Source organism: Flammeovirga pacifica (genome assembly GCF_000807855.2).
In the GTDB taxonomy this organism is placed as follows: domain Bacteria; phylum Bacteroidota; class Bacteroidia; order Cytophagales; family Flammeovirgaceae; genus Flammeovirga; species Flammeovirga pacifica.
In genome coordinates this window covers 679076-693152 of the sequence record NZ_JRYR02000002.1, presented here as the reverse complement: position 1 = coordinate 693152, position 14077 = coordinate 679076, and the positions used below count along the sequence as shown (strand labels likewise).

General features: G+C 32.1%; 11 protein-coding genes. 10 read left to right on the top strand and 1 reads right to left on the bottom strand.

The genetic code is table 11. The features are described from left to right. Positions 1 to 89: 89 nt before the first annotated feature. Positions 90 to 743: a TolC family protein gene (locus NH26_RS21840; protein WP_071397260.1), complete on the bottom strand. Its 654-nt coding sequence runs from the start codon at positions 741 to 743 to the stop codon at positions 90 to 92. 220 nt (positions 744 to 963) lie between these two features. On the opposite strand from NH26_RS21840, the gene NH26_RS21835 reads away from it, so the two are divergent. Genes NH26_RS21835 through NH26_RS21790 form a run of 10 tightly spaced genes read left to right on the top strand, consistent with a single transcriptional unit; the run spans position 964 to position 13982 of the window. After that, positions 964 to 2034, top strand: coding sequence for a glycosyltransferase family 4 protein (locus NH26_RS21835; protein WP_044221154.1), 1071 nt, complete (start codon positions 964 to 966; stop codon positions 2032 to 2034). Between the two features lie 3 nt (positions 2035 to 2037). Then, on the top strand, positions 2038 to 2826 hold the full coding sequence (locus tag NH26_RS21830) for a class I SAM-dependent methyltransferase (RefSeq protein ID WP_071397259.1): 789 nt from the start codon (positions 2038 to 2040) through the stop codon (positions 2824 to 2826). After that, positions 2826 to 3725, top strand: coding sequence for a glycosyltransferase (locus NH26_RS21825; protein WP_044220892.1), 900 nt, complete (start codon positions 2826 to 2828; stop codon positions 3723 to 3725). The genes NH26_RS21830 and NH26_RS21825 overlap by 1 nt, the downstream gene beginning before the upstream one ends. After that, entirely contained in the window at positions 3722 to 4894 is a 1173-nt protein-coding gene (locus NH26_RS21820; RefSeq protein WP_044220895.1) for a glycosyltransferase, read from the top strand. The genes NH26_RS21825 and NH26_RS21820 overlap by 4 nt, the downstream gene beginning before the upstream one ends. After that, on the top strand, positions 4891 to 5505 hold the full coding sequence (locus NH26_RS21815; RefSeq protein WP_044220899.1) for an acyltransferase: 615 nt from the start codon (positions 4891 to 4893) through the stop codon (positions 5503 to 5505). Before NH26_RS21820 ends, NH26_RS21815 begins: the two co-directional genes overlap by 4 nt. Position 5506: 1 nt before the next feature. Further along, positions 5507 to 6439 (top strand): glycosyltransferase family 2 protein, encoded by a 933-nt coding sequence (locus NH26_RS21810; protein WP_052431900.1) that lies wholly within the window; start codon positions 5507 to 5509, stop codon positions 6437 to 6439. Positions 6440 to 6477: 38 nt separating this feature from the next. Next, positions 6478 to 7671, top strand: a complete 1194-nt coding sequence (locus NH26_RS21805) for a glycosyltransferase family 2 protein (RefSeq protein ID WP_044220902.1) — start codon at positions 6478 to 6480, stop codon at positions 7669 to 7671. A gap of 7 nt (positions 7672 to 7678) precedes the next feature. After that, positions 7679 to 10867, top strand: a complete 3189-nt coding sequence (locus tag NH26_RS21800) for an Ig-like domain-containing protein (RefSeq protein ID WP_158022003.1) — start codon at positions 7679 to 7681, stop codon at positions 10865 to 10867. Positions 10868 to 10872: 5 nt separating this feature from the next. Then, entirely contained in the window at positions 10873 to 11793 is a 921-nt protein-coding gene (locus NH26_RS21795) for a PorP/SprF family type IX secretion system membrane protein (RefSeq protein ID WP_084812322.1), read from the top strand. Positions 11794 to 11795: 2 nt separating this feature from the next. Next, positions 11796 to 13982 (top strand): OmpA family protein, encoded by a 2187-nt coding sequence (locus NH26_RS21790; RefSeq protein WP_158022002.1) that lies wholly within the window; start codon positions 11796 to 11798, stop codon positions 13980 to 13982. Positions 13983 to 14077: the final 95 nt, after the last annotated feature.

Below are 14077 nucleotides of genomic sequence, written 5' to 3'. Positions count from 1 at the left end.
AATGATGCACACGATAATTGGAACACCCATCCAAAGGTGAATGTTCTTTATTGTCGTTTTTAATATGTATATAAGATTTTGCAATATGTTTATTCGTTAATAAGAAGTCCCATTTCATGTTGGGCTAATGCTGCACTCACTTCGGCTTCAATTTTGGCTACTTTTGTTTCGTGTAATCTTTGTTCCACAAGTAGGTATTCCTCAATTTTTGCTTCTCCTCTTAATAATTTGTCTTTTACAATTTGTAATAATTCTTTTTGACTGATTTCTTGTTCAGTAAATACCTTTAATTGTTCTGTTGCTTTTAAATAAGCAGAGTAAATTTGAATGTATTCTCTTTTAACAATCTTCAATTGATTTTGGTATTGCATTTCATTTTTCACTACTTCTAATTCAGCCTTTTTTATTCTATTATTCAATGAAGTTATCGTGAATAAATCTATAGAAAGTCCAACTCCTAAATCATTAAATGCCGATACCTGAGTGACCGTCCCTGTATTAGAATATCTAAAGGTACTTACCTGAAAACTGAATGTTGACATCCAGCTTTTCTTAGTTGAAGCTAAATTTTGTTTTGCAATTCCCACTTCCATCTCTTTGGCCTTTAATAAGTAGTTATTTTCTAAACCTATGACTGTAAGAGAATCTATTTGACTATCCTGATAAATAGGTTGTGTTTGTGAATGACAAACCAAGTGGGTTATGCTCAGCAAAAAGATTGTAAAAGCAATTTTTTGGATCATATTGAGCTGTTGTTTTCATTAAATTAATAAATAAGTTCTCTTATTACTTGCTTATCGTTTCCTTTTTTAAATAGTGATATAAGATTATTAGTATAGTACAATTTTCATTTTTATAGTTTCCTCAATACTTTAACTATTCAAATAAGTTGTTTAAATATTGGGTTTTATTCGAGTGTAATTAAAAATATCTGATTAAATTTTAATGAACTTAATTTATACTATGAAATCAATCGAGTGGTTGTCTTGTGTGAAAAGGGGTTGTGGAATTGGTCAGTACTCCGATTTAATTGCACAAAAACTACGAGCCAAAGACATAAATATACAATTACATAGAAAAGGAAATCCTAACGATTATGCTACGGCATTTCCACACCGTTCATTAAGAAATTTACGTGATTATGTTGCACCTTATTACTTAAAAAAACACCTAGACCAATTAGAAACATCTAGTGATATTTACCATGCAGATAACATTGATGCTTTTACTGCATTGGTTTTTTCTAAGAAGTCTGAAGTACAAAAAAAATATGTAACAATACATGATGTAATCCCTATTGCTTGTGCACATTTAAATTGGTTTCAGGATCGTTATTATCGTTTTCAATTAAAGCAAGGGATTGAGAAATCAGAAAAAATATTTACTGTATCTCATTTTTCAAAAAGGGATATTATTAAACATACAGGAGTACATGAGAAGAAGGTAAATGTAGTATATAATGGTATTAACCATAATGTTCTTTACCCTAATGATCAACAAGTAGAGAATAATATATTTACGATAAGATACATCGGTGGATTAGGTGTATCACATAAAAATGCTACTGCACTTATAGAAGTGGCTCGTATTTTAGAGGATCAAAATATCAGTTATAAAATGCAAATAGGAAGTGGTAATGCAGATTTAACACTTTTACCTGTCCTAGTTGAAAAATATAAAATTAAAAATGTTGAGTTTGTAGGTTTTGTACCTGATGATCAAAAAAGATCTTTTTTAGCTGAAGCAGATTGTTTCCTTTTCCCTTCATTATATGAAGGGTTTGGTTTTCCTCCACTTGAGGCTATGGCTTGTGGTACTGCTGTTGTAGCATCAAATTGTGCATCCTTACCCGAAGTATTAGGTGATGCAGCTTTATTGTCTGATCCTAAACCAGATGAAATGGCAAAAAATATTATCAAAATTTTGAAAAATAAAGAGCTACAGAAAGAGTTAGAAGAGAAAGGTATTAGACAGTCCCAAAAGTTTACTTGGGAAAACACAGTAAATGAATTATTAACCCATTACCAATCATAAAAAATGAAATTGCAAGTTCCTAAAGATCGATTCAGTTTAAATATAGACCCCAATTGGTCAGTATTAGAAATTGGAGGAGGTCATAACCCACACCCAAGAGCTAATCTTATTGTAGATAAATACGACAATGATAATAATGGACATAGAGCAGGGGACATTGTTGTTCGTAAAGGACAAAAATTCTTATTAGCCGATGGTGAAAATTTACCTTTTGAAGATAATGAATTTGATTATGTTATATGTTGCCATGTATTAGAACATGTGGATGACCCTGTCAAATTTATTAAGGAAATGACTAGAGTAGCTAAAAGGGGGTACCTCGAAATGCCATCTTTAATGGGGGAATATTTAGTTCCTAAAGGATCACACGAGTGGACCTTTTTAGATATTGATGATACAATTGTTGGTAAAAAGATTAAAGATATTGGTCCTATCGGAAAACATATAGATTTTGGCGATTTCTTTTTGTACTACTTATCAAGGGAAAGTGTCGCATTTAAGTTATTAATGGCTACTTATCCTGATATCTTGACAGTGAGGTACGAATGGGAAGATACTTTACCCATCGTTATGGACCCAGAAGATGAATATTATAATTCGTTTTTTGAAGGAGCATTAACTCAAGAGCAAATGTTGAAATTATTCCCAAAACGTTCTTTAAAAGAAGAGCTATCTACTTTCTTTGCCGCATTCTTTGCTTTGAGTCGATCTATGTTTTCAAAAATTCTCACTGGAAGTAGGCTAAGAAAATTAGATAAATCTATTGGTTTAAATACTCAAAAAGTCTCATAATGATTGAAGTTAGTGTTATAATACCCACTCATAATCGTGAAGATTTGGTCGTCGATTTAGCCGCTTCAATTTTACATCAAGAATTTGATGCTTCTAAATTCGAGGTCATCATTGTGTGTGATGGATGTGTAGATAACACTGTTCACATACTAAATGATAAATTTGGTAATCTTCCAAATTGGACGATCATAGAAACACAACAAGCTGGTCCTGCGAAAGCAAGAAATACAGGTGCGAATAAAGCAAAAGGAAAGTATTTTGCTTTTACCGATGATGACTGTTTAGCAGACAAAGATTGGCTATTGAATATTTACCAAACATTTGAAGAAGACAAAAATATTCTTGGTATTGAAGGGTTGACGTATACTGATAAAAAAAATGTAACCCCACTTACTCATCAGATAGAAAATTTAAATGGTAACCCTGCGTTACCTACTTGTAATGCTGCATTTAGAGCCGATATTTTTAAAGAATTAGGCGGTTTTGATGAGTCATTTCCATTTGCACATAATGAAGATGCTGATTTTGCTTGGCGACTGAAAGAAAAGGGAAAAGTTGTTTTCTTGTCTTCAATGAAAATTTACCATCCTCCTCGTCAAGAAAAGTTATCTAAACTGAAGAAAAGAATGAAAATATTGGAAAGTGAATTTCCATTATATTATAAAAATAAGCAGTTATATAAAAAACATAGAAATACCTCCCCATGGAGAACTATTTATGTGGAAGTATTTTTATACCATCAAGTTCTCTTTTTAAAACACGTATTGGGCTTTTTTAAAAGACCCAAAGTATGTATTCAAGGAGTAGCCCTGGTCTTTTCTTGGTGGATTAATTTAGTGACTTTATTTCCATCCTTTTTAAGAAAAAATCAATATTATAAAAAAACATTATCATCATGAGTAACCTCCCTATAGTAATGCAGGGATTAACACGCTTTGATGAAAAGTATGGTGCAACATCCCTGGCCTTAGCCAAAGAATGGGCTAGGGACCGAAAGGTATTTTATTTAGATCATCCTTATACGTTCAAGGACAAATATGCTAAAACGTACCAAAAAGAACTTGAGTTTAGAAAAAATGCCTTTCAAAATGGAATTCGTGTTTGTCAACCTTACAAAGAATTGCCAAACTTTATTAATGTGACCCCTAAAACAGTTTTTCCTATTAATTTTTTATCTGAAGGGGTGCTCTACGATACACTAAAAAAAATTAATCATAGTATCATTAAAGGTACTCTGTTTAAAGTCCTTTCCTATTATGATGTGTCTGACTACTATTACATTAATTCATTTAACCCCGTTTATCATTTAAATTTAAAAAAATACCCACCGTTAAAATATTTATATCATTGTGTAGACTTAATGTCTGGTGAAAGATATATAGCTAAACATGGAGTGAAAGCAGAAAAAGAAGTCTCAAAAGTGGTTGATCAAATTGTAACTACTTCAGATCAACTAAAAGAGAACCTTAAAAAAATCAACCCAAATACCGAAGTAGTTCATAATGGAGCAGACTATTCTCAGTTCCAATTGGACCATTATATAGTTCCGAAAGAATATTTAAAAATTAATGGTAAAAAAGTCGTTTATGTAGGTAATTTAGGATTAAGAATTGATTACCCATTATTGAAAAAAGTGGCTCAACAAGATAGGTCAATCCAATATATTTTTATCGGTCCTATCAATGAAAGAGAATTTGCAGGTAAAGAGCTAAGAGAAGAAGAAAATGTGTTTTTTCTTGGCCCAAAAACAGCAGAAGAGGTACCACATTATTTATTTTATGCAGATGTATGTATGATTCCTTTTGTCAAAAATGAATTGACAAAATGTATTTATCCTTTAAAAATCAATGAATATCTAACTTTAGGAAAACCTGTAATTACATCTGAGTTTACAGATCTTAGGACCTTCAAAGGTAAGGTCGTTTCTTATCAAAATAGTACAACCTTTTTACAAGGAATTCATCGAAGTTCTGCAACCGAAACAGAAATTGAAGAAAGAAGGTTATTTGCACAATCCAATGATTGGTCGCATCGTGCAAAGGATTTTATTTCAATAATAGAACAATGATTCAAACACTTAAAAATGCACTTCAAGATAATCCGGTATTAAAGAAATTTATACATGGATTAATAGTTCATCAATATCAACCTCGCTTATGGGTGAAGTTGTTGTGGAATCCTTTTGTCCATAAAGTTGCTTGGTCATCAGTTATTAGAAATGGTAGTCGAAAAGATATCTTCCCATTCAACAAGTTTGAGGTAGGAAATAAGACGATTATTGAATCTTTCGCTACTGTGAACAATGCTGTTGGCGATGTAGTCATAGGAGAGGGCTGTGTGATTGGAATAGGTGATACCCTGATTGGCCCTGTAACCATTGAGGATAAAGTAATATTAGCTCAAAACATTGTAATGTCTGGCTTGAATCATAATTATGAAGATGTTTCCAAACCTATAGTTGATCAAGGAGTTTCTGTTGCACCTATCCTTATAAAATCTAATAGTTGGATTGGTGCTAATAGTACAATTGTAGCAGGAGTGACAATAGGTAAACATTGTATTATTGGAGGAGGTTCTGTAGTAACTAAGTCTATACCTGATTATCATATTGCCATAGGTAACCCTGCAAGATTAGTAAAAAAATATAATTTTGAAACACAACAATGGGAGAAGATATAAGATGAAAATGCAAAAAGGATTGATATCGATTATTACAATTAATTTCTTTAATCTAGAAATTACACTAGATATGTTGAGGTCAATCAAAACCTTAAATCGTAATGATTTAGAAGTTATTGTAGTGGAGCTTGGAAGTGATCATTGCGACCCAAGTCGTTATCAAGAGGTCTTGCATGATGTTGTCGTTATACACAATGAAGAAAATATAGGATTTTCGGCGGGGAATAACCTTGGAATTGAAAAAGCTACGGGAGAATTTTTGTATCTTGTTAATAACGATACGGAGTTGTTAGAAACAAGTATCGATCCTTTAGTAAATGCTTTGCAAGACCATACGATAGGTATTGTAAGCCCCAAAATTAAATATTATGATCAGAAAAACATTATTCAATATGCGGGTTATACCCTAGTAAGTCCCATAACAGGTAGAAATGCAACGATTGGAAACCTAGAAGTGGATGAACATCAATATGACACATCTTATGAAACAGGATATATACATGGTGCAGCCATGATGACAAAAAGAGAACATATTGATAAAGTAGGGTTAATGCCATTAGAGTTTTTTTTATACTATGAAGAACTTGACTGGACAGCCTCTTTTCATAAACATCAACTAAAATCAATGTTTATCGGTACAGCTGAGATTTTTCATAAAGAGTCTATGAGTGTAGGAAAAGATAGTCCTTTAAAGGAATACTTTATTGCACGTAATCGTATTATATTCATGAAAAAATCTACTAGAAATCTCTACTTTTTATTATTCATTTCTTTTTGCTTATTATTCTCTTTACCAAAAAGATATGTCACGTTATTTTTTAGTTCTAATAAAAGAAATTTAATACCACCATTACTTTCGGGGTATCGTGATGCACTAAATTACATCAAGAACCCAAATACTTTAGAACCTGATAAAGGATTACAATTCAGGTAGTTTTTATATTCTTATTTCAACCTACTACTACTTTTAAAATGATTGACCTAATTGTATTAAAATATATTTTTTGGATTAGCTTATTTATTGTTTTCTATTCGGTGATTGGCTATCCAATTGTGTTGTTTTGCATTGTTAAAATCAAAAACATCATTAAAGGTAAAAGGTCTTTAGATAAAAAGACTTTATTGACCTCCAGAGTATCTTTAGTAATTCCCTGTTATAATGAAGCTGATATTCTAAAAAATAAAATTACTAATTCTTTAAACTTAGATTACCCTAAGGAATTGCTTGATATTGTGATAGTAGCAGATGGAAGTACAGATAATACTCCTCAAGTAATCAAAGCATTTCAAAAAGCAGGACATTCTATTCGACTTTTCCATAATAATGAAAGAGCGGGTAAATCCGCGGCAATCAATAGAGTTATCGATCAAATAGAAACTTCCATAACAATATGCACAGATGCAAATACTATTTTAAATGATCAAGCTATAAAACAGATTGTGTGTCAATTTTTAGACCCCAAAGTTGGATGTGTTTGCGGAGAAAAACGTGTATTGCAAGAAGATGGAGATTTAGCTTCATCAGGTGAAGGTGCTTATTGGAAATATGAATCTTTTTTAAAGAAATTAGATTCAGAACTCACTTCTGTAATGGGAGGTGCAGGAGAACTGATTGCCTTTAGAACTAAATTATACCCGAAGATTCCTCAAAATATGATTTTAGATGATTTTTATATCTCTATGAAAATTTTGATGAAAGGTTATCGTGTAGCTTATGAACCGAATGCTTATGCTTCTGAAGACTCTTCTGCTAGTGTTACAGAAGAAATGAAAAGAAAAATAAGAATAGCGGCAGGAGGTTTTCAAATCATATTTACTTTACTCCCTTTACTAAATATATTCAAGTGGGGTTGGGTGACATTCCAATATGTCTCACATCGAGTGCTTAGATGGTTATTTGTACCATTTGCGTTACCCGTAATTTATGCTATTTCTTTGTATTTATCTCTTAACGATCACCTCATATATTCCTTATTATTTATAGCCCAAAGTATATTGTATGCGATTGCAATTGGTGTTCACATCGTAAAAAAATACTGGACCCCATCAAAATTAATCATGTTACCATATTATTATGCACTAATGAACTATTGTGCTTTACTCGGTTTCTGGAGGTACCTATTTGGAAACCAATCAGCTGTTTGGGAGAAAGCAATTAGAAAATAATATGAACATGAAAAGAAATAAATATATATATATAGTAGGTATCGCCATCATCTGTTCCGTTCTAACTGGGTTTGGGATTATGGCGGCCTATACTTATAAGGTACTAGGAGATAATCCTAATGCTTCAGAATCATGGAATGATGGTGGCCGTCCAGAAGGTACTTATGTAAAAAGTACAGCCCTAATACCAATTGCAGAAACTATTGCATTACAGACTCTAGTTCAAGATACAATGGCTAATGGAGGAACATCTTTCTTGCAAGAAAATAATAATAATTTTATTGTATTGGAAGATGGTGATGTATTTGTTACGTTAATGTATGAAGATGCGGAATGGTTTAATACTTTAGGATATTATACCTACAATTATCTAAATCCACCTACATTACCTTCAGATATTGAGAGCACTAAGACAATAATTTTCCCAAAACTTGATACAGAAAATACTATAAATAACGGTTTTAAATTACACATCGGTTACTTTACGAAAGGTACCGTAATTGCTTTTTTTATCGTATCACAAGGGTGGGATCCATTTGCTGCTAATAAAATTGATGCAATAACATCAGGTCGGTATACATTACATTCAAATGAAAATTTAAATGCAAATGTAGTTTCACCTGGCGGATTGCAAATTAATTTCTTACAACATTTTGTGATATTCGATTACGATCAAACTCCTGAAAACGATTTTTTACTTTGTGTAGAAGATAATATGGAGGTGACCGATTATGATTACAATGATGCTGTATTTTATGTTAAAGCAGATCCAATACCTAATATTACAACCTGGAATGGAATAGTAAATACACCTGTTGTAGCCAATGATACTGTTATAGGAGCGAATGAAAATACAACATTACCTTTTGATCTTAGAAATTTAATTGTAGATGAAAGACCAGATGAAGTAACTTTTACGATCTTAGAAAAAACCAACAATAATTTCACTGTTGTTGAGGGTTTTCCTAATATTAATATTACCACTCCTTCATTAGTTTGGGTGATGGATACCGTTAAGTACACTGTTTGTGATACAGGTTTTCCATCTTCTTGTGATACAGCGAATATTGTTATTCAGTATTCAAATACTAATGTACCACCAATTGCAGTAGAGAATTACGCAATACCTCTTACACAAGATGTAATAGATAATGGTATTCCTATTTCAACTTTGGGTGTTGACCCTGATAATAATTTAAATCCAACAAGTATTACGATTACTTCTACACCAGATCCTGATTTAAATATTACTACAGATGGTGGAAGTATCAATGTTAATCCTACCTCTACTTGGATAGGAAGCGAAACGGTATCTTTCCAAATATGTGATACAGAAGGTTTGTGTGATCAAGGTAGTATTGTGATTAATAGAGCTGAAATTAATGAACAGATTGTAGCTAGAGATACAATAATAAATGTACAGCCCAATATTGTTTCTAATTTTCAAGTAATTGATCTCATAGAAGACGATGAAGATGTTTCAAATGTGACCATTCGTGTTGATTCCCTCTCAAACCCAAATATGTTTATTAATACATTCAACCTCCCAACCATAAAGGCAATGGGAATATTAGGGTATGTAGAGCTCGATACAATCTATTATACAGCATGTGATAATGGATCTCCTCAAACATGTGATAACGGTATAGTTGTCATAAGAACACAAACCGATAATAATAACCCACCTGTAGCGCAAGATAATCTAGAAATACCACTTACTGCTGATGTATTATTGAATGGCATACCAGTAACTACCCTGGGTACAGATCCTGATGGAAATTTAAACATCAGAAATATAGAATTACTAAATACACCAGATCCTGATCTGAATTTAGTAAATAATCTTGGCGTAATTAATTTATCACCTGATCCTGATTTTATTGGTGTAGATACAATAGAATTTAGAATTTGTGATAATGGATCACCTGCGTTATGTGATGAAGGTTCATTTATTATTGATACAAGAGAAACACCACCCACTGCCAATGGTGATCAAATGAATACCTTTCCAGGTGAGGGTGTAATTCTAGATCCTTTATTAAATGATACTGAAGGAAGTAACCCTATTCAACCGTCCACTTTAACCATTATTGAAAAACCATTATCGGACACTGCAACTGTTCGGTTAGTAGATGGTAAAATTGAAAATATACCGGATCCAGATTTTATAGGAACATATGATGTTATTTATCAGATATGTGATAATTCTATTCCTGCACTTTGTGATACATCTATTGTTACTGTAAATGTACAAGATCCTGCAGGTCCAAATACAATAACAGGGTCTAATGAACCGCCATTAGCATTAAATGATACCGTAGATGTTCCTTTTAATACAACCGTCAATATTTTGATACTACCTAATGATAGTGATTCTGACGGAACTATTGACAGTGTAAGAACTAGTTTTGTTGTGCCTCCTCAGTCAGGTACTGCTTCAATAAACTTCTTTGAAAATGCTCCGATTATTACATATACCCCTAACCAAGATTTTACAGGGTTAGATGTACTTACATATAGAATATATGATAAAGATAATCCTCAATTATCGGATATAGCACTGGTAATCATCCACGTGGAGGATCAAACAGGTGTTGTCACATCTGTAAATACAGATTTTTGGATTGATACGGTGACTGTAAACAAGGGAACAGATTATTGTATGCTCATCCAAGATAGGTTGGATGAAAGCGGTTTGAATTGGAATCCAGTGAATGGTGATCCTCTAGTGAAAGGAAAAGTAACCGGAGCTTTGACTTCTGTAGATAATACCAATGTATGTTATACTGCTCCTGATAACCTTTCCGAAAATGATACAATAGACCATGTGTATTATACAGTTTGTAATCCGAACGGTGATTGCCGAAATGGTCTTTTAGTGATCAAGTTAAATGATTGTGGAGACTGTGAAAATTTAGAAGAACCAAACTTGATTTTCTATTCAGGTTTTTCTCCTAATGGGGATGATGCCAATGAAACTTTTGTTATCGAAGGTATTAGAGAATACACCAATAATACTCTAACCATTTATAATAGATGGGGACAACCTGTATATACAAAAACAGAATATTTAAATACTTGGGACGGAAGTAATGATAGCGGCCAACCTCTACCGGACGGTACTTATTATTACATTCTAAAAGTCAGATTATCTAAAGAATATAGTTACAACGGCTTTGTAGTCATTAAAAGATAAAACCGATGAAAAAAATAATCTTTCTATACTTCATATTGGGAATGACATCTTTTTCATTTGCTCAACAGATGCCAATGTTTTCTCAGTATGCTTATAATACCTTAGCTATTAACCCTGCTTTTGCTGGCACAAAAGAAGGTATAGATTGTCTTATGCTTTTTAGAAAGCAATGGACAAATTATGAAGGAGCACCTACTACTATAAATTTTTCTGCTCACTCTCCTATAATGAAAGGAAAAATGGGAGTAGGATTAAATTTTGTGAATGATAAAATTGGCATTAGTACTAATAACACTGTTCAAGGAGCTTTTGCTTATCATCTACCAGTAAATGATAACGGCTTAACTTTATCATTTGGACTATATTTAACGATGTTAAATTTCAAGCATAATTGGGCTGATTTAAGACTACAAAATACCAATGATCCTGTATTTAATTCTGGTAATGAATCACTTTCTAAGTTTAACACAGGATTCGGATTGTATTTATATAATGATAAATACTATGTAAGTTTCTCCATTCCAACAATGCTAGAAACAGAAATGACACAAACTACTGCTAATGAAAGTCTGTATAGAAGACATATTTTTGTAAAAGCAGGTGTCCATTTCTTCTTATCTGAACATGTTGATTTTGTACCATCTGTACTATTGAAAAAGGTATCCAATGCAAATTTACAAGCTGATATCACTGCTACATTTATTTTCCAAAAAATGTTGTGGTTGGGTGCTTCTTACAGATCTGAAGATGGTATCGCATTAATGTCACAAATAGTTTTAAAAGAAAGATTCAGGATAGGATATGCTTATGATTATCCATTCACCGAAATCAGTAACCACACCTCTGGAACACATGAAATTCTGTTAGGTATTAATTTACCTACTAAAGGAAGATCTAATATTGTTACAAGTCCAAGATATTTTTAATGATGAGCACCTTAAAAAAAGAATTGTTATTTATAGCGGCATTCTGCTTTCTGTTAAGTACGCTATCTTTTGCTCAGAAAAAAGAAACCCTTTTGGCTAGAGCAGATAAGTATTACAAAAATAAAGAATATGTCTTAGCCATAGAAAATTTTGAAAAAGTGAATAGTCTCGATGTGGTAGCCAGGTTCAAGCTTGGAATGTGCTACCAACAGACAAACAAATACCGTAAAGCATTAAATGCCTATCAGGGGCTTTTAAATAAGAAATGGGAAGGAAGCGATTACGTTTATTTAAATTATGGATTAATGGCAAAATGTCTTGGTCTTTATGGTAAAGCAGGGAATGCATTTGAGAAATATTTATTTAATAATGCAGATGATGAAGATGTCAGGGATTTATTTTTATCATGCCAATCAGATTACCTTACAGCTTTACAAAAAAATAAGCATGCTTATAAGATAGATAACCTTGTCTTTAATTCTGAATTTAAAGACATGAATCCTTTGGTATTTTTTGATGGGTTGATCTTCTCTTCTTCAAGGAGAGATCATGTCAAAAATAACATTCACAATAGAGATGGTGAACAATTTTTAGATTTACATTATGTAGAGAAAAATGATTTAGGAGTATATGAAGAAAGTGAAATATTACATACCCAAGTATTAAGAGATTTTCATGTTGGACAATCTGTTCTAGATACACTCACAAATAAGATGTACATGACCGTTAACATCCCAAATCAAAATATTAGAGATGAGAATAATCAAGCAATACATCATTTACAAATTGATGAATCTATATATAATCCAGAAACACATGAATTTACTAAACCAAGTCCAATAAATATCAATAACCCCAATTATTCGGTGGGTCATCCCACATTACTCAATTATGGTCAAACAATGATTTTTGCCTCAGACAAACCAGGAGGTTATGGAGGTGTTGATTTATATAAATCAGAAATTCAAGACAATGGTTCATGGTCTGAGCCTGAAAATTTGGGAGACATCATCAATACCTCAGGTAATGATATGTTCCCTTATGTCTATGATGAGAACACATTATATTTTTCATCAGATAGGCACATTGGTTTAGGTGGATTAGATATTTTTAAAGCTGTATTAAAAGAAGGAGAAATAATAAGTATTGAAAATTTAGGGGCTCCTATAAATTCTCCAACAGATGATTTTGGAATTACATTTATACCAGAAAAAAAATCAAAAGGTTATATCGAAGGCTTTTTTACATCCAATCGATTTGGAGGTAGAGGCTCTGATGATATTTATCATTTTAAATCTCGTCCATCAGATTTTATCGTTTTTGTAATTGATAGTATAACTCGTAAACCTATTGAAAATGTTATTGTTGAATGTTATGATAAGCAGTATATGGCAATACATCAGTTTATTACAGATGAAACAGGATATGTAAAATTTAATAGTAGAGAAAAACAAGAATTACTAAGTGTGGCTGCAATGTCACAAATATATAAATACAAAGAAGTACCCGTTGGATCCATCAAAAAAACCAATAATATTATAATCATTGAATTGGTGAAAGGACAAAATTTACAATTGGTGGGTGATGTCTTAAATGCACATACAAATGAAAGAATCATGAATTCTGAAGTATTCCTTTTTGATAATGATTCTACAAGAATTCGTTCTATTGGTCAAACAGAAGGGGGGCATTATAGTATGATTCTCACAAAATTACCTGATGATAATTATTTAATTGGTAGTGCGGATGAATATGGTACAGCCAATGTAAAAATAACAAATCCTACACCAGATAGATACGGAATTATATATCAAGATATTTATCTAAGACCTAATTCAAAACAAAATATTGTCAACATAGAAAATATATATTATCCTTTCGATTCACCAAGACTTACCTCAGATGCAAAGATGACGCTAAATGAAGTCTATGATTATTTAGATCAGAATCAAAATCTTAGAGCCGAGTTACATGCCCATTGCGATATACGTGGAACCGAAGGTTATAATATGCAACTTTCCTTAAGAAGAGTGGAATCGGCTATGAATTATTTAGTACAAAGAGGAATTCATAAAGATCGACTCGTATTAGGATATTTTGGTGAAGATGACACAGCAATAGATTGTATTGAATGTACAGAGTATCAACATCAAAAAAATAGACGTACAGAAATTAGAATTTTGAAATAAGAATAATTTAACATTTTAAAACCTACAATCAGTGATTTCACTTCGATTGTAGGCTTTTTTAATTTTTATAATTCACCATAATATATACCTTTGTT